18 protein-coding genes are annotated in these 17179 nt (G+C 60.3%); 9 read left to right on the forward strand and 9 right to left on the reverse strand.

Annotated features, from left to right (window positions below; translation table 11 throughout):
• Positions 1 to 45 precede the first annotated feature (45 nt).
• Together JIN78_RS05690 and JIN78_RS05695 are read left to right on the forward strand one after the other, a co-directional pair.
• Positions 46 to 903 carry an alpha/beta hydrolase gene (locus JIN78_RS05690; protein ID WP_200390982.1) on the forward strand — a complete coding sequence of 286 codons (858 nt, stop codon included), beginning with the start codon at positions 46 to 48 and terminating at the stop codon, positions 901 to 903.
• A complete protein-coding gene (locus tag JIN78_RS05695; protein ID WP_200390983.1) occupies positions 900 to 1685 on the forward strand; it encodes a DNA adenine methylase in 786 nt (261 codons plus the stop codon). Before JIN78_RS05690 ends, JIN78_RS05695 begins: the two co-directional genes overlap by 4 nt.
• A 108-nt stretch (positions 1686 to 1793) precedes the next feature.
• Here the strand turns inward: JIN78_RS05695 and JIN78_RS05700 are convergent, their stop codons facing one another.
• On the reverse strand, positions 1794 to 3764 hold the full coding sequence (locus JIN78_RS05700; RefSeq protein ID WP_200390984.1) for an RCC1 domain-containing protein: 1971 nt from the start codon (positions 3762 to 3764) through the stop codon (positions 1794 to 1796).
• Positions 3765 to 4091: 327 nt separating this feature from the next.
• A complete protein-coding gene (locus tag JIN78_RS05705) occupies positions 4092 to 5621 on the reverse strand; it encodes a sulfatase-like hydrolase/transferase (protein ID WP_200390985.1) in 1530 nt (509 codons plus the stop codon).
• 238 nt (positions 5622 to 5859) lie between these two features.
• Here JIN78_RS05705 and JIN78_RS05710 point away from each other — a divergent pair, with 238 nt between their 5' ends.
• Positions 5860 to 6393, forward strand: a complete 534-nt coding sequence (locus JIN78_RS05710; RefSeq protein ID WP_200390986.1) for a rhodanese-like domain-containing protein — start codon at positions 5860 to 5862, stop codon at positions 6391 to 6393.
• On the opposite strand, the gene JIN78_RS05715 is transcribed toward JIN78_RS05710, so the two are convergent.
• The 3 genes from JIN78_RS05715 to JIN78_RS05725 form a co-directional block, all read right to left on the reverse strand.
• Positions 6394 to 6690: a hypothetical protein gene (locus JIN78_RS05715; protein WP_200390987.1), complete on the reverse strand. Its 297-nt coding sequence runs from the start codon at positions 6688 to 6690 to the stop codon at positions 6394 to 6396.
• Between the two features lie 179 nt (positions 6691 to 6869).
• The gene (locus JIN78_RS05720; protein WP_200390988.1) at positions 6870 to 7523 is read right to left on the reverse strand and encodes a hypothetical protein; all 654 of its coding nucleotides are present in this window, start codon (positions 7521 to 7523) and stop codon (positions 6870 to 6872) included.
• Positions 7524 to 7657: 134 nt separating this feature from the next.
• Complete coding sequence (locus JIN78_RS05725; RefSeq protein WP_200390989.1) at positions 7658 to 8125, reverse strand: hypothetical protein; 468 nt, start codon at positions 8123 to 8125, stop codon at positions 7658 to 7660.
• A gap of 243 nt (positions 8126 to 8368) precedes the next feature.
• Between JIN78_RS05725 and JIN78_RS05730 the strand changes: the two genes are divergently transcribed.
• Positions 8369 to 9244: a phosphodiester glycosidase family protein gene (locus tag JIN78_RS05730; protein ID WP_200390990.1), complete on the forward strand. Its 876-nt coding sequence runs from the start codon at positions 8369 to 8371 to the stop codon at positions 9242 to 9244.
• Here JIN78_RS05730 and JIN78_RS05735 read toward each other — a convergent pair.
• Positions 9241 to 9444 (reverse strand): hypothetical protein, encoded by a 204-nt coding sequence (locus tag JIN78_RS05735; RefSeq protein ID WP_200390991.1) that lies wholly within the window; start codon positions 9442 to 9444, stop codon positions 9241 to 9243. The genes JIN78_RS05730 and JIN78_RS05735 overlap by 4 nt on opposite strands.
• Positions 9445 to 9584: 140 nt before the next feature.
• Between JIN78_RS05735 and JIN78_RS05740 the strand changes: the two genes are divergently transcribed.
• Together JIN78_RS05740 and JIN78_RS05745 are read left to right on the forward strand one after the other, a co-directional pair.
• Entirely contained in the window at positions 9585 to 11021 is a 1437-nt protein-coding gene (locus JIN78_RS05740) for an aminotransferase-like domain-containing protein (protein ID WP_200390992.1), read from the forward strand.
• Between the two features lie 22 nt (positions 11022 to 11043).
• Positions 11044 to 11238 (forward strand): hypothetical protein, encoded by a 195-nt coding sequence (locus JIN78_RS05745; protein WP_200390993.1) that lies wholly within the window; start codon positions 11044 to 11046, stop codon positions 11236 to 11238.
• Here the strand turns inward: JIN78_RS05745 and JIN78_RS05750 are convergent.
• The 3 genes from JIN78_RS05750 to JIN78_RS05760 all read right to left on the reverse strand — a co-directional run bounded on the left by JIN78_RS05750 (position 11235) and on the right by JIN78_RS05760 (position 12825).
• Positions 11235 to 11594: a DUF1428 domain-containing protein gene (locus tag JIN78_RS05750; protein WP_200390994.1), complete on the reverse strand. Its 360-nt coding sequence runs from the start codon at positions 11592 to 11594 to the stop codon at positions 11235 to 11237. The two genes, JIN78_RS05745 and JIN78_RS05750, sit on opposite strands and share 4 nt — an antisense overlap.
• A gap of 11 nt (positions 11595 to 11605) precedes the next feature.
• Positions 11606 to 12043: a VOC family protein gene (locus JIN78_RS05755; RefSeq protein ID WP_200390995.1), complete on the reverse strand. Its 438-nt coding sequence runs from the start codon at positions 12041 to 12043 to the stop codon at positions 11606 to 11608.
• Between the two features lie 146 nt (positions 12044 to 12189).
• Positions 12190 to 12825 carry a rhomboid family intramembrane serine protease gene (locus JIN78_RS05760; RefSeq protein WP_200390996.1) on the reverse strand — a complete coding sequence of 212 codons (636 nt, stop codon included), beginning with the start codon at positions 12823 to 12825 and terminating at the stop codon, positions 12190 to 12192.
• Between the two features lie 64 nt (positions 12826 to 12889).
• Between JIN78_RS05760 and JIN78_RS05765 the strand changes: the two genes are divergently transcribed.
• From JIN78_RS05765 to JIN78_RS05775, 3 genes are all read left to right on the forward strand, one after another.
• A complete protein-coding gene (locus tag JIN78_RS05765; RefSeq protein WP_200390997.1) occupies positions 12890 to 13651 on the forward strand; it encodes a hypothetical protein in 762 nt (253 codons plus the stop codon).
• A gap of 291 nt (positions 13652 to 13942) precedes the next feature.
• Entirely contained in the window at positions 13943 to 14956 is a 1014-nt protein-coding gene (locus tag JIN78_RS05770; protein WP_200390998.1) for an aldo/keto reductase, read from the forward strand.
• A 117-nt stretch (positions 14957 to 15073) separates the two neighbouring features.
• Complete coding sequence (locus JIN78_RS05775; RefSeq protein ID WP_200390999.1) at positions 15074 to 16987, forward strand: hypothetical protein; 1914 nt, start codon at positions 15074 to 15076, stop codon at positions 16985 to 16987.
• Positions 16988 to 17179: the final 192 nt, after the last annotated feature.

The following is a 17179-nucleotide window of genomic DNA, read 5'->3' on the forward strand; positions in this document are numbered from 1 at the left end:
TCCCCGACCCCGCGCGGCACAGTGCCGGAAAGACCGTTGCCGCTCATGAAATCCCTCCTCCTCTCACTCACCGCCCTTCTCGTGCTCCCTCTCACTGCCGAAGACTTCACCCCCGACCGCAGCGTGGTCTACAAGGAGGTCGATGGCCTCAAGCTCAAGCTCGAGGTCTTCGAGCCCGAGGACCTGCAGCCCGACGACGAGCGCCCCGCCATCGTCTTTTTCTTCGGCGGCGGCTGGAGCGGAGGCTCGCCCAAGCAATTCTACCCCCACGCCCGCGAGCTGGCCGGGCACGGCCTGGTGGCCTTCTCCGCCAACTACCGGGTGAAGAGCCGCCATCAGACCACCCCCTTCGAAGCGGTAGAAGACGCCAAGTCCGCTCTGCGCTGGCTGCGCCAGAATGCCGACACCCTCGGCATCGACCCCGACCGCATCGTGGCCAGCGGGGGCTCGGCAGGCGGCCACCTCGCCGCCTGCACTGGCGTGATCAGCGGATACACCGTGCCCGGCGAAGACCAGGCGGGGAGCTCCCGGGCCAATGCCCTCATCCTCTTCAACCCCGTCCTCGATACCAGCCGCGAGACCGGCTTCGCCCCCGACCGCTTTGGCGCAGGCCGCGAAAAAGTGCTCTCCCCCATCCACCACCTCACCCCCAACGAGGAGCCGCCCACCCTCATCTTCCACGGCACCGCCGACCGCACTGTGCCCTTCGAGCAGGCGGAACGCTTCACCGCCGCCATGCAAAAGAAAGGCAACGACTGCACCCTCATCGCCTCCGAGGGCGCGGGCCATGGCTTTTTCAACCACGGATTCTACCGCCCCGGCAATGCCGACGCCCCCTTTTATCGTGACACCATGGACGCCAGCCTTCGTTTTTTGAGAAAACTGGGCTATCTCGCGGAATGACTCCCACCACGCCGCCGCTGAAGTGGGCCGGCGGCAAGCGCTGGCTCCTCCCCGAGCTCCTCCCCCTTTGGCAGCCCCACTCCACCCGCCGCCTCGTGGAACCCTTCTGCGGAGGACTCGCCGTCGCCCTCGGCCTCCGCCCCCGCGCCGCCCTTCTGAGCGACGCCAACCCCCACCTCATTAACTTCTACCGACAGCTGCAGCGTGGGCTCGCCCTCAGCATCACGACCAGCAACGAGGCCTCCCTCTACTACGCACATCGCGACCGCTTCAATGCCCTCATTCGTGCCGGGCAGGCCGACACTGCCGAGGCCGCCCAGCTCTTCTACTACCTCAACCGCACGGGCTTCAACGGACTCTGCCGCTTCAACCGCTCGGGACTCTTCAACGTCCCTTTTGGCCGTCACAAAACCATCAACTACCGCGCGGACTTCGCCGAATTGACCGCCCTCTTCGCCCCCTGGGCCTTCTCGCAAGGGGATTTCACCCACCTCGAGATTGCGCCCGACGACTTTCTCTACGTGGACCCACCCTACGACGTCGAGTTCACCCAATACTCGGCAGGCGGTTTCACTTGGGACGACCAGATCCGCCTCGTGCAATGGCTCGCCAACCACCCCGGCCCGGTCGTCCTTTCCAACCAGCTCACCCCCCGCATCGAGGCCCTCTACCGCGAGGCAGGCTATGACCTCCGCCCCTTGGCCGCCCCCCGCCGCATCTCCCGCACCGGCGACCGCACCCCCGCGCAGGAGGTCCTCGCGACCCGCAATCTGGAACTGTGAGCGCCCCACCATCGCGGGCAGCGCAAAATCAGCTCCGGGACCGCAGATAAGAATGGCTAACAACAGCTTCTCCGAGCCTTTCTCTATCCCATCCCTCCAGAGGAAATCCTAGTTCCGCTGCACCCGGAGCCGGGCAAAGATGCGCTCTTCGCCGGTGGGGAGCTGAAAGGTAATTTCCTCATCATTGTCGATGAGCGGCGTCACTGTGGTCCAGGGCTCCTGCAGATCGGGAGAGGTCTCGATGGCATAACTCAGGTCGCCATTGCCGACCGCTTCCGTCCCTTTTTGAAAGGAAAGCAAGCCCGCAGCCAAGCGACCGGGCGCGGCATCGGTCGAATGGGGATCCAGCCCCAGGGCATACTCGATCAGATTGCTCACGCCATCACCGTCGCCATCACCTTGCCCCCCGCCCGCCACTTCATTCTCGCTCAGCCAAACCGAAAACCCGTCGGAATCATACTGATAGAAGGTGGCATCACCCCCCGCTGAGATTTTTGAGACGGGAGGAAGGTTGGCTGGAAAGTTTATTTGATTAAAAACCCAGACTCCCCACGCGACCAAGGAACCGTCGGCCTTCAAGGCCACCGTGTGGTATAATCCCGCAGCAATGGCAGTCACGCCACTGGACGCTTCCGGTGGAACCCTGATCTGACCACCATAATCAGGTCCCCAAACAAGCACGGAACCGTCGGCCTTCAAGGCTACCGTGTGGAATACTCCCACGGCAATGGCAGTCACCCCACTGGATGCTTCGGGCGGAACCTTGCGCTTACCATCGTTATCGTAACCCCAGGCGACTACTGAACCGTCAGCCTTCAAGGCCACCGTGCGTTCACCGTGTGCTGCAGCTATGGCGACCACCCCACTGGACGCTTCAACCGGCACGGTGCTCTGACCATAAAAATCAGAGCCCCAGGCGAGCACCGAGCCGTCCTCCTTTAAGGCCACTGTGTGATTACGGCCAGCCGCAATCGCGATCACCCCGCTCGAGGCCTCCGCCGGAACCGCGCTCTGGCCATCATCATTGCGCCCCCAAGCGAGCACCGAGCCGTCCTCCTTCAAAACCACCGTATGGTCGGCGCCAGCCGCAATGGCGGTCACCCCGCTCGACGCCTCCTCGGGGACCGTGCTCTGGCCCCAGTCATTGTCACCCCACGCAATCACCGAGCTGTCCCCTTTCAAGGCCAACGTGTGACGACCCCCAGCTGCGATAACATTCACTGTGCTGGATACCACCGCTGGCACCACATTCTGACTAAAATAATTGGAGCCCCAGGCAATCACCGACCCGTCTTCCTTCAAAGCCACCGTATGGAATCCACCAACCGCAATCGCGGTCACCCCGCTCAACCCCTCCTCCGGCACCGTGCTCTGACGATAGTTATCGCGCCCCCAAGCGATCACCGACCCGTCCTCTTTCAAGGCGACCGTATGATCGGCACCCGCAGCAACGGCGGTCACTCCGCTAGACGCCACCACCGGCACCGCACTCTGACCAAAGGCATTGTCTCCCCAAGCGAGGACGGAGCCGTCTTCTTTCAAAGCCACCGTGTGGGATTCACCCGCCGCTATTGCGACAACCCCGCTGGACGCCTCTACAGGCACTGAACTTTGCCCTTCAGAGATTCCTCCCCAAGCGAGCACCGAGCCGTCCTTCTTGAGGATCACCGTATGAGTTCTACCCGCCGCAATGGCGACCACCTCGCTAGCCCCCTCCTCCGGCACCGTGCTCTGGCCATCGGCATTATCTCCCCAGGCGATTACCGAGCCGTCCTCCTTCAAGGCTACCGTGTGGGAGAATCCCGCCGCAATGGCAGTCACCCTGTCGGAAGCCTCCGCTGGAACTGCTAGCTGCCCAGAAGAGTTACTTCCCCAAACGAGCACAGAGCCGTCTTCTTTCAAAGCCACCGTGTGGGATTCACCCGCCGCTATTGCGACAACCCCGCTGGACGCCTCCTCTGAAACCGTACTCTCGCCATTATAGTCACGTCCCCAAGCGAATACAGAGCCATCCTCCTTCAAAACCACCGAGTGTTGATAACCGGCCGCAATAGCGGTGACATCGGTTACAATTGGCACCGCTATTTCTTCAGAAATAGGAGCACTCCTTCGCCCAACATACCCCCATTGACCGGGCTCCTGAGAGTAGAGAGGAAAGTGGGCCAGCACCCAGAGGAGAGCGAGTGCGAAAAGCTGTTTTGGGGGACAAGTTCTCATTCTTCGGAAAAACCAACACACTAGACGACGAAAGTCGAGTGCCTAACACGCTGGAAATTAGGAAAAACACTCCCAAAAAGAACCTGCCTTGTCGGTAATCTCCCAGAATCGGAATGCTTCCGGACGCCCTCATCCAGGAAATTGCCCCGCTCAACAGAAGAGAAATTTGCACAAAGCTTCTGCGGACGCTCACTTCTTCGCCGCCGCATACAGTTCCTTGGTCCGCTGACGCAAGCTCTGCAGGACCTCCTGCGACTGGGGATCGGCGGCGAGGTTGTTTTGTTCGAGAGGATCGTTCTCCAGGTCGTAGAGTTCCTCGATGACGGGATTCTGCTCGTAGTAGACAAAGTATTTCCACCGATCGGTGCGGAGCCCGTGGCAGCGGTAGGACTTGTTCTCCGCGATATGCTTCTCGTTGACGCTCTCGGGGTTGGGATGGTTCCGGGCTCCCATGAGGTTGACCAGAAAGAGACTCTCCATGAAGACGCCGTCCTGCCACTGGGAGAGGTCCTGGGACTGATCGAGGATTTTGCTGAAATCATGCCCTTGCATGGAATCCGGAGGAGTCAGCCCGGCGAGAGAAAGGATAGTGGGGGCGACGTCGACGGAGGAAATGAGGGCGTTCTCGCGGCGGCCTCGCTGAGCCTTGGGCACCCGGCCATCGAAGACGATGAGAGGAGCCTTCATGGACTCTTCGTAGAGCAGGGCTTTGTCAAAAAGTCCGTGGGAACCCTGAAAGCGCCCATTGTCACTGGTGTAGATGACGATGGTGTTTTCCAGGAGCCCCTTCTCCGCAAGCTTGTCCATCATTTTGCCGATCTGCTGATCGACGGTGTAGCCTTGGGCGGCAAAGCGACGGACCTGGCGCTGATAGAGCTCCGGGGTGGAGGACCGCTGCAGGTGCAAGCGGTGGCCACGCCAATAATTCCTGACCACGGCGGGAAGCTTCTCGTTCGCTCCTTCCACCCAGTTCGCGGGCACGGAGAATTCATGGTCCTTGAAGAGGTCGAAGTGGGGACGATGGATGTGGGAATCGCTGTCGTGCTTGACGGCCAGGAAGCTGACGGAGAGGCAGAAGGGCTGGTCCGCAGGCTGGGTATCGAGAAAGTGAAGCATGGCCTCGCCGTTTCTCAGCGTGCGGGTCTTTCTTTCCCCATCCTTATCGTAAATGGCCTGCAGGGTCTCGTCTTCGAGGGGCCAATACTTGCTACCACCGCCGGTATGGGTGCCATCGCCCGCGAAGAAGTCGAAGGTCTCGGTGAGGTGCTCGCGGAAGTCATAGCCTTTCAACATATTCGGCCGTTGCGCCTCGTCGGTGACCGTGAAACCGAATTTGCCAATGAAGCCCGTGCGGTAGCCAGCCTTCTTGAGCTGGCTGGGGTAACTGTCCTGGAAATCGGACTGCGAGAGAGAAAAGTTATAGGGAGGAGAAAAGCCCACCTGGTGACTGGAGAGATAACGCCCCGTCATCATGGTCACCCGGCTGGGCATGCATATCGAGACCGCGTAGTAGGCTTTGTCGAAAAGCACTCCTTCCTTGGCCAGTTCGTCGATGTTCTCGGTGCGAAACTCGGGGCGGCCATAGCACCCCAGATTGTCGCAACGCTGATCGTCGGTCATCAGGAAGATGATATTCGGACGCTCGCTCGAAGAAGCGGCGACCTCAACGAAACTAGACAAACCGAAAAGGAAGAGGAAGAGATGGGAAAGAGCATTCATGGTCTGGGGAACCGGAGGCTAGCCGCCACCGCCTGCCGAACGAGATTTTTCAAAGGAAGGGCCACGGCAAAAGCGAGGGAAAGCCTCAGAATCAAAGAGAGTTGAGAGCAAATGCGACAATCGTAGTCAATCTGTTGACAAGGCCAAAAAAGACTTCATCCCACCAGTTCGCTCTTGCCTACCGCTCAAGCGGCCCGAGATTTTTCCCCTCCCGCAGCAAACTGACACCACCCTCGCGATGAAGACCCTCTCTCCCACAGAAGCCCACGACCATCTACAGAACACCCCCGCCACCGCTCTCGATGTGCGCACGCCCGCAGAATTCTCGGAAAAACACCTCGCCGAGGCGCGCCACATTCCGGTGGATGAACTCGCCAGTCGCCACAAGGAACTCGATGCCTCCCAGCCCTACTGCCTGATTTGCCAATCCGGTCCGCGAGCCGAACGAGCCCACCGGATTCTCAGCGAAGCGGGCTTCACCGACCTCTCCGTTCTCTCCGGCGGCCTTGGAGCCTGGGAGGAGCAAGGCTTGCCCCTGGAGCGCGGCGAGAGCAAAACTCTGCCTCTGATGCGGCAAGTGCAGCTCACCGTGGGGCTTGCCGTTCTTCTCTTCTCACTCCTCGCCTTCTTCGCCCACCCGGCCTTTGCCTTGGGTGCCGCTTTCTTTGGGGCCGGGCTCACTCTGGCGGGCGCGACCGGCTGGTGCGGTCTCGCCATCCTGCTTTCCAACATGCCCTGGAATCAATCATCCTGCTGCCGAGGCAAGAAATAGCTAGTTCTTTCCGAGCCCCAGCTCCTTTTGCAGCACCATATTCAAATCGTTCTCGTCAGGGGTGAGGACTTCGGTGCTGCCGAATTTGATAATCTGGACGCCCTTCTCGGTCTCTCCAATCGCGAGAAAGAGACTTTTCCCACCGGGAAGACCAGAGTATCGGGTCGCCCGGACTTGACCTAAGAAGCGACCATCGCCGCCCTCACTGGTCCTCATCTCCCCACTTTCGGTCATGTAACCTTCCAACTGAACGCTGATCGCATTTTCGATGTAATCTTGAATTTCCTCGGTGGTCATGGGCTCGTGCTCGCACAACGCTGGCCGACCCGCCTGCCGAGAGCGAGTCTCGATCCCTTCATACCACGACGATCCGAAGCATTCTGCCGTCTGTTCTTGGCAAAAGCACGCTTCCCGCAAGGCCTTGCGGCGTCCAAATCAGGGGTAGCGGATATACCGAACCCTAATCTCTTTAGCGTTCAGCAAGATTTTGTGAGTCCTAAAGTAGGAGCCCCAACAGAGGGAAATCCCTGGAAAAAAAGGACAAATGGTCCCCCTAGAATTCTAGCACAGTAGAAAGGCACCTCATAAAGGCACTCTTCTTTTTTGCTTCGGATTATCCGTTGCCCAATCTCGCGACGATAGCGTTGCTTCACAAATTCTGGCACCTGCTGCCGATACGTTCGGATTTGCGTGAACGAATCAAATGGCAGACAGCCATTTCCCCCCATATCTGCATTGAATAACAATCGGCTGCGAAAGACGCTGATTAGGATGGAAACCAATCCAAAGGGGAGAACCCAAAGAAGATTCCAACCTCCTCCCCCATTCACCAAGATTCCGATAAAAACAGCCCATGCCAGCCAAGCCAAAGCGTGATCCCATGACCAGCGAAACTCGAGCGAGGACGAAATCTCTGCATCGGAATGTAAAACGAGAAGAAGGCGCTGGAAGTAATCCCACTCGGCCTTCGACAGCCGAACTTTATGGTCCCTGCAGTCGTCGTAATGGAGCCAGAGAACATGGGACACTTCGTCCACCATGCCATCTTCGCTATGAATGCGCTGTAGCTTTTCGTCGAGTTCGAACGCAGTGATTTGGTCATCCAAGTAGGATTCCAGCACGCTGATCATTTCTGTTTCTGGCTACGCGATCAATCATCATGTTCCTGCCGTTCAACCTAAACTGCGGCCATTCTAATCGAGAGAGCAGTCTGACCCCAGATAAAGAGCTTCCTCCCATGTTCTTTGTTCGGCTGCTTCCATTCTCACGCGTCCATCTCCCCTGCATTTTGAGCGTCACGAAAGAGAGCAATCTGATCGGGCTGCGAGCATTTTTGAAACTCGGGATGAGCGTCTAACCACTCGGTAAAGATTCTCAATTCTCTGCGCGTCAAACTAGTCGCGGAATCAACTTCGTCGTCAGGATTGACAGCATGAACCGGAGGAATATGCGGTGAAGGCCCCTCTATCGGCTGAAACATCAACCGGTCATGAATCCCCCGACCTCCGAACAATAAGTAACACCCCATCGCGGCAGGGGCTCCTACCGAGAAAAGGAAAGTGAGGACGAAAGATAAATTCCCGCCAGACAAAGATGAGAGAAGCAAGTTCCCAGAAACCAGATTAGCGACAAGGAGTCCGACAAAAGTCAAAAAAGCTTGGAAGATCAAGACGATACCGAAGGAACGAATGACCACCCAGCAGAGTTGATTTTTGGTCAGTGAATCCTTCATTTCAATGACACATTTGATAACGTCACTCTCACCGACCTCACAAGACAAAAAACGAATAAACGGTTAGCCTTCCGCCGGGCGATGCAAAAGTGGTGATAGCGGAATGATTTCCAATCCTCCGGGATTGCTTGGGCGTGATCCGTGCGGTCAGCAGGGCAGCTCGGCCCCCGCATGCCATGCAGGCCATTTTGTCACTTGCAGAGTCTTGCCCTGGGGGTTGGCCCGGGTTGCACTTCCCCCAATATGCGCCGTATCCTGCTCTTTCCTCTCACGCTTCTTCTTTTCTCCACCCTCTCGCCCGCAGAGCCGTCGACCACTCTCGCCCCTCCCGCAGCCAACAGTTCCGGGTCCTGGTCGCCGCTCTATCACGGCGTCGCCATTCGCCACGATCGGCGTGAAGAGCCCCGCCTCCTCCGCATCACCACGGTGCGGGTCGATTTGGCGGCAGAAGGCGTGGAACTCTTTGTCACCCCGGGAAATGGCGACCAACCCAAGGAAGACCACTTGCGGCGGACGAGCTCCTTTCTGGAAGAATTCGACCTGGAGGTCGCACTCAATGCCACGGGCTTTCATCCGGTGGCGGCAGAAGGCACGGCGGTCGACATCATCGGACTCTCGCTCTCGGAGGGCGAAGTCGTCAGCGAAGTGCAGCGCGACGCGCCCGTCTTTTATCTTGATGCCAAGGGAAAAGCACGCATCACGGCCGCGCCCTTCGCCCCGGGACAATTCGCAGGGGCCAGGCTGGCGGTGCAGGGCTGGTATGGAGCCAAAGGGATGCTCCTCGATGAGGGCGAGGTCGTCACCGAGGCCGTGGATGTGCATCCCCGCTCGGCCCTCGGCGTCGACCGCGAGGGACGCTTCGTCTATCTGGTGACTTTTGACGGACGGCGCAAGGGCTACAGCCTGGGAGCGGACCTGCCGGAGATGGCGCGGTTTTTCCAAGAATTGGGCTGCTGGCAAGCCATGAATCTCGATGGTGGCGGCTCGACCACCCTGGTGGTGAAAGATCCAGTCAGTGGAGAGGCCACCTTTGCCAACCGCCCCTCGGGGAGCGGGGAACGGGCAGTGGGCAACCACCTCGGGGTGCAGGCGGTGCCCGAGGCAAAGACCGGGCACTAACGGGTGAGAAGCTGCTCGCGGCAACAGGAGGCCTCAGCCGGAGGGGTGGCGGCCTTTTTCTTACGGCGGACGATTTGCTCCGCGTAGTAGGCGCAGCCGAAGGGCTGGTAGCGGACGAAGCGCCAGAGAGCGGGCAGGGCTTGCAGGAAGGGCGAGATCTTCTGGCGGAAAGAACGGGGAGTGGGTTTGTTTGCTGTCATCCCCACGAAATTGCCGGAAAATTCGCAGCATGCACAGAGGCAGAGAATAAGAAAATTGAGCAGATCAGTTCATCTGTCATGGTCTCTTTCGGTCAAAACTGTATCTGTCCTTTCCTGGTTTTTGGCGTTATGCTGGGAGCATGAACGCTGCTCCCGAGAAGCCGACCTATCGCCAGTTGGCGGATGATTTGCAAAAGCTAATCGAGAGCAAGACGCTGCGGCTGAATGACCGCATGCCCTCCCTGCGCAAGTTGGCGCGGGACCGTGGGGTCAGCTTGACCACGGTGCAGAGCGCCTACGAGGTGCTGGAGAGCCGGGGGCTCATCGAGGCCCGGCCGCGATCAGGCTTTTTCGTCTCCCCCTGTGTCTGCAACGGCGAGCGCCTTCCCAGCATGCCACAGCGGAGCCACCAGCGGGCCGCCACCGTGGAACGCCCGGACTTTTACGAAGAGGTGATGACGGCGATCAATGATCCCGAGATCATTCCGCTGGGCTGCGCCATTCCCAGCGATGAGGTCTATCCGGAGAAAACCCTCTCCCGCCTCTCCAATGCCGCCATCCGCCAGCAGGGCGCCAAGGCCTTCCGCTACACCATCTGCCCCGGCCGGGCCGATCTCCGCCACCAGATCGCCCTGCGCCTGCTCCGATCGGGCGCTACAGTGAGCGAAAACGAAGTGATCACCACCACCGGAGCCACTGAGGCCGTAGTGGTCGCCCTTTCCGCCGTCACCAGGCCCGGCGACCTGGTGGCGGTGGAGATGCCCACCTTTTTCGGCATTCTCCGCATCATCGAGGCCCTCAACCTGAAAGTGGTGGAAGTGCCGGTATGCCCCATCCAGGGCATGAACATGGACTTTCTCGATGAGGTCACCACGCAGCACGACATCAAGGCCTGCATCGTGCAACCGAACTTCCAGAATCCTACCGGAGCAGTGATGGGCCGGGCCGACCGCGAGCGCCTCGCCACCCTGGCGCAAGAGCGGGAATTCGCCATCATCGAGGACGATCTCTACGGCGATCTGGTCTACGAAGGCAAACGCCCCACCTCCCTGCTGGCCCACGACAAGGGCGGGCGCGTGATCCACTGCGGCGGGGTTTCCAAGACCCTTTCACCCGGCCTGCGGGTGGGCTGGCTGGTGAGCAAGCATTACTACCGCGATCTCATCGCGGTGAAGAGCGTATCCTTCAGCGCGAGCTCCACGCTCTCGGAGATGACGGTGGCCAGCTTCCTCGCCGACGGAGGATTCGACCGCCATCTGCGCAAGATCCGGCAGATTTACCAGGATCAATCGATGAAGATGCGCGACGAGGTCTTTGCCGCCTTCCCCGAGGGCACCCGGGTCAATGCTCCCACCGGCAGCTTCATTCTCTGGGTGCAACTGCCCCGTCAATACGACAGCGAGCGCTTGGCCAAGGACGCCCTTTCAGAAGGGATCAGCCTGGCGCCGGGCACCATCTTCACCGCCTCCGACTCGCTCCGCAACTGTCTGCGCCTCAATTGCGGCTACGCCTCCGATGAGCGCATCCCAAAGGCCATCCGACGGTTGGGGGAGTTGTTGCGCGCGCAGGAGAAATAAGCTACCAAGAGAACATCCCCTCATGGATGCCCTTTTCTCCTGCTCCCTGGCCTTTGGCGGACTCTTCACCTTCGCTTTCAGCATGGGTTGGATCGTGCCTCTCGTTGCCGCCGTGCAAGAGGAGCGAATAAAGCGGCCCCAGTTGGAAGGGCTCGCCGCCTTCTCCCTCACTTTCATCACGGGCACCCTGACGGCGGGCTCCTTCTTTCTCTTCTAAAAAGTCACCAGAGCCTCGAAGCCGCCAAAAGCCATGCGCTTGCAGTCGAAAGGCATCTCCTCGTTCTCGCTTTCCTTGATGCGCGGATCAGCCATCACCTTGGCATTGACCTCGTCGCGATGCGCGCGGGAGCGGTAACAGATCCAGGCAAAGACCACCGTCTCCCCCTCCCGGGCTTGCGCGAGCTGGGGAAAGCTCACCATCTCGGCCGAGCCCGCATCCTCCAGCACGGTCTCGCGATACTCGAGGGCCCCGTGCTCCATCCAGACCCTCCCCGCTTTTTCCGAGAGAAGGCGATACTCCGCCAGCTTGTCCTGCGGCACGGGAATGACAAAACCGTCAACGTAAGGTTTCATGGGCACGCTGGTCAGGCTTGGGCTTCTCCTTCCGGCTCCACGTTGATCATCCACTTCATCTTGAAGCGGTCCTGCAACAGGCCGAAGCATGGCGACCAGAAGGTTTCGGCCAAGGGCATCTCGACTTCTCCCCCTGCGGCCAGCTGGTCGAAGACCTCCCGGGCTTCCGCCACGCTCGCCGGATTCAGGCTCAAGGCAAAGCCCGCGAAGGCGGGAGCGGGCTCCCCCTCGCAGCAGGAATCCGAGGCCATCACGAGCGAATCGCCAATCTTGAAGCTGGCGTGCATGACCTTGTCCGCGATAGCCTCGCCATCGACCCCGGGAGGTAGGGGATCGGGACAGTCGCGGAACTTCGAGATCATCTCGATTTCCGCCCCAAGGACTTGCTGGTAAAAGGACAGCGCCTCTTCACAAGTGCCATCGAAAAACAGGTAAGGGTGGGTATTCATGGTTCGGTATCAGGAGCGGAAAAAGGAGCCCCCGGACAAACCCGGCAAGCTTCTTTTTCCTTCTCCTCTCCTAGCGGAAAAGAGGAGCGGGCGGAAGAAGAACTCTCCCGCCACGGAGCCTTTTTTTCTCCCCGGCAACTGAGCCATCAGAGAGAATCCAATTCGCCCCATTTTCCCCGGGAATGGGAGAGGAGTCCGTGGTTTCGCCCAAGCCAGAGCCCCCCCACGAATCCACAGAGATGGGCCTCCCACGAAACCCCCGCCTCGCTGGGCAAAACGCCCCAAACCATTCCGCCGTAGACGAGAGCAATGAAGATCCCCGCCGCGATCCAGGCGGGCTTGCGCTCGGTCCAGGCCCGCATCAAAAGGTAGCCGAAGTAGCCGTAAATCAATCCGCTCGCGCCAATGTGCACACTGCCCCCGCGACCGATGAGCCAGGTGCCCAGCCCGCTGAGCAGCACCAGCCAAAAGGTGGTCGCCAGAAAGCGCCGCCCCTCCGCCACCAGCACGAAAAATCCCAAGCCCACGAAAGCGACGGTGTTGTTGATCAAATGGAGCCAATTGCCGTGGAGCCAGGGGGAGGTGATCACCCCCACGAGGCCCCGGGGCTGGCGGGGCCAAATGCCGAGAGCATCGAGGGGAAAGCCGAAAAAATGAAAGACCTGATCAGCCACCTCGACCAGCCAAGCGAGAACCACAAGAGTCAGGATAAGGCCGCAGCCGGGCCGGGAAAGCCGACGGGAAGAGCTGGTGGAGCGCAGAGTGGAGGAATCCCAAGCCATTTCGCAGCGAGCATTATCCAGCTGGGGAATTGTCGCACTGAAAAAATGTGCCAGACTTTTCTCCATGAGCAAGGCCCTCCTCGTCATCCTCCCCTTCCTCCTTCTCGCCTGTGCCAGCCCCTCACAGGAGGCCGGGAGCCAGCCAGAGACCTTCAACGCCCTCACCCTCGCGGCCCTGCGGGAAATGCCCTCCGGCGGAGCCTACTCCGGGACCGATGCCACCAAGAACAAGCTCGTCCTCGCCTGCCGGGCTGAAGGCGCGGACCTCGTCTTCACCCCCTCGGCAGCCCGGCCGAGCTTTTGCTCCGGGGCGACTTATCTCGTCTTCTTGAGAGCGGCGGAAGAGGCGGGCGTGCTCACCCCGGCAGTGGCACAAGCCCTGGTCGTTCAGCCCGACCAACAGGACGGACACGGGGTCTTCGGCCGCTGGAATGCCAATGGGCCCGGCTGTGCCAAATTGATCGCCGATCTCGGCGCCGGGATGAATTTCACCAGCTGGGAGGAGGCTCGCCCGGGCGATTTTCTCAAAATCTGGTGGACCGAGGCAATCGGCGGGCGCGAGCGCGGCCACCACGTGGTCTACCTCGGGCACGACGCGCATTCGGTGCGCTTCTGGTCGAGCAACCAGCCCGCTGGATATGGCGAGAAAACCATTCCCCGCGAGCAATGCCGCCGCTTGCTTTTCACCCGCCTCACTCAGCCGGCCCGCCTCCAGCAGGTCACCCGGTTACCGGCGACCGACGAATGGCTGGCGCGCATGCTGCGGGAGGATTTTACCTGGCAAGAAGTGGTCGAGAAGTGTCACGTGCAGAGGGTGGCGAATTGAGAGATGAGGCCTTTTGGTATTTGGACAGAATGAACGGAATGAAACAGAATTTTTTCTCTGATAAATTGCCTGGGATTTGGACAGGATTGACCGGATGAGACAGGATTCCAATTTCCGCGTTGTCAATCGGTTGCGATGCCCGCAGCACGCCCTCTTTCCGCCTCGAACTTGCAAACCTGAACCTCGCCCCTTTGACCAGGTGGATCTTTTCATGCGTATAACCCTAAAACCCCGACCTCAATTTGCCCCTTCCTGCTTGCAACGGGAACGAGCGAGGGCGAGTCTGATGGCATGAAACAACGTCGATTGGGAGGAAGCGGCATCGTAGTGAGCGAGATTTGCCTGGGCACGATGACCTTTGGCACGCAAGCCGACAAGGCGGAGAGCTTTCGCATCATGGACCACGCGGTGGAGGCCGGGGTCGATTTCTTTGACACCGCCGAGGTCTACCCCGTCCCGCCCACTGCCGAGCTGGCCGGCCTGACCGAGGAATGGGTGGGCAATTGGATGAAGGACAAGCCCCGGGAAAGCCTCATCATTGCCACCAAAATCGCGGGGGCGGCCCACGGCTGGTTCAATCCCCCCATCCGCCACGGCAAGGCCGCGCTTGATCGGGTCCATCTCCGCCGCGCGCTGGAGGGCTCCCTGCGGCGTCTGGGCACCGATTACATCGACCTTTACCAAGTGCACTGGCCCGACCACGGGATGAGGGCGGAGGACACCCTTGAGGAGCTCGACAACTTTGTCCGCCAAGGGAAAGTGCGTGCCATCGGCATCAGCAACGAGGACTCCTACGGTCTCATGAAGGGTCTCTGGACCAGTGATGTGCACGGCTACGCCCGCTACGACACCATTCAGAACAACTTCTCGCTCAACAATCGCCGGGCCGAGGACGAGCTGGCAGAGGTCTGTCGGCGGGAAAACGTGAGCCTCCTGCCCTATTCCCCGCTGGCGGGCGGCGTGCTGAGCGGCAAATACAATGCCGGCACCCCCGAGGGCGCCCGCTTCACCGCCTACCTCAAAGCCGGCCCCCGGCAGGCCAAGATGGCGGAACGCTTTGTCAACGAGCACTCTCTGGAGAGCACCCGCCGCTTTATCGAAATCGGGGAAAAGGCCGGGCTCGATCCGGTCACCCTCGCCACCGCGTGGAGCAAGCAGCACGACTTCGTGGCCTCCACCATCATCGGAGCCAGCAAGGCGGAACAGCTCACCCCCATCCTCGCCGCCGCCGGGCTGCAGCTCAGCGAGGAAGTCCTCGCCGAAATTGACCAGGTGAGCGAAGAGATTCGCTACCCCATGGGCTGACTGATGCCCGCTCATCCCGGCCCACAGCCCCCCTTGGCGACCTGCCTCGAGTGGAAATTTTCGTTTGAGAAAGGTTGGTCAACGCCCGGATTTCTGGTAGCCAAGGGCCCAACAGCTATGAGCGATGCGGATAAAAGCCCCCTCGATTTGACCGGACTCGATTTCGGACCGGCTTGGGCCAAAGACAAAAGCCCCGCCCGGGACTACTCCAAGGAAGTTGGCCCCCGCGAAGGCCGGGACCGCCGAGGAGGCGGTGATCGTCGGGGAGGTGGTGGCGGCCGCGGACGGCAACAGAATGATCGTCGGGACCAACGGGGAGGAAACCGCGGTAAGGACAATCAGGACCGGGGAGATCGTCGGCGCCCGGATCGTCGGCGCGACGACCGCCGGGGCCCGCGGGAACCACGTGTGGAAGTGCCTGCCCCCGAGGGCTTCACCGCCAGCGTGATGCCGGTGGAAGAAGGCCTCGACAACCTCGCCCGCGAGATTCAGGGCGGAGGCCGCACCTATTCTGTCTTCGACCTCGCCCGCGTGGTGATGGGAGCCCGCGAGCGCTTCAACGTCACCTTCGAAGCCCCCAAAGGCAGCAAATTTTTCCGTTGCAAAAGCGACGGCTCCCTCTGGTTAACCAAAGGGGAAGCAATCAGTCACTTCTGGCAGGCCAACCTCCTGCCGGAGCTCTACGAAGAGATTGAGACCGAAGTGGAAGCCCCCAAAGGCAACTTCACCGCCGTCGCCAAGTGCGGATTCTCCGGTGAACTCATCGCGCCGCCCAATTATCACAGCTATCAGGCCACCATTGCCCAACGCCATGCCGAGCGCTTCAGCAACATGTCGCTGGAGGACTACAAGCGCCGCATCCGGGTGGAAAACGGCGAAGAAATCGTCAACGAATGGCTGGAGAGCCAGAAGAAGCAACTCCAGTATCGCCCCCTTTCCACCGAAGAAATTCTCGCTCTGCGCGAAGCCCGCAAAGCCGCCGACAAGGCCCGGGAAGAAGAAAAAGCCGATAGCAAAAAGGATAGCGAAACTTCTTCCGAGGAGGAGCAAGCGAGCCCCGAAGCAGCTGCACCCCAGGGAGAGACCGCTTCCCCGGAACAGGAGAAACAACCTGCCGCCGATGCAGAGCAGCCTCCTGCCAACGAGAACGCTGAGCCCCAAGAGGAAACCGACACCGCGACCGCCCCAGCAGCCGAAGAGGAATCGGCCACGAGCAGTGAGGAATCGGCCGCAGACAGCGCGCAAAAAGCCGCTCTCCTCACCGACCGCCGCGAGGTGGAAGCCCACTTCCTCGCCACCCACTTCAAACACCTCTACGCCGAGGTCGACCGCGCCTGGGTGCCGGGCAACATTCCGGCCAAACTCCTCTCCCCCGGCCTCCTGACCCTGTTAAAGACCACTGTTGGCGACGAGCGACGCTATCCTTCCAAGCTCACTCCCATCCTCTGCCGCCAGCTCTCCGGACGCCACCTCGCCGTCTTCAAGTGGAAGAAAAAGCTCAAGGCCGGCCCCGCCCGCCCCCACGCCGTGCCCGAGGACCTCAGCCTCTCCGAGCGACCCGCCCAGCTGCTCACCTGGATCCGCGCCAATAGCGGCAAAAACCTGGAAGAGCTCTGGAAGGGCGTCCTCCCGGCCGACTCGGCGGAAGAGACCAAGCGCTCTTACTACCACGACCTCCACTGGCTGCTCAATCAGGGTTTTGTGCTTCTGATGGCCGACAGCACCGTCCACTTGGCCAAAAGCAACCCTCCCCAACAACCTCAGCCCCAGGCGAAGGAAAAGAAAAAGGAGGAGACTGCGACCCCTGACGCCGAGGAGACCTCCCAGCCCTCTGAGCCCGCTCCTGCCTCCGCCGAACAACAGGAAGCGCCCAACAAGGAACCGACCGAAGCCCCCGCAGCAGACTCCGCCCCAGCTCCGGAAGCCACCCCCGCAGCCGAGGAATCTCCCGCCACTGCGCCCCCGGCAGAAGAACCCACCCCGGCAGAAGAACCCACCGCGAGCGAAGAGCACGCTACCGACAAAGAGTAAAGACGGAACCCCTTTCCTCCTCTCTCAGGCCGCTTTTTCTCAGGAAAAGCGGCTTTTTTTTGGCTCCTTTCCACCGCTCCTCAACTGCGCACGTGGAACATTTCACCTACCTTGATTTTCAAGAATATTCGATTGATTATCAGCCCTCCTCCTCTTTTTTAAAACTCAGACTTGGCGTGATGGGGATTCCTG

This window comes from Roseibacillus ishigakijimensis, from assembly GCF_016595415.1.
In the GTDB taxonomy this organism is placed as follows: domain Bacteria; phylum Verrucomicrobiota; class Verrucomicrobiia; order Verrucomicrobiales; family Akkermansiaceae; genus Roseibacillus; species Roseibacillus ishigakijimensis.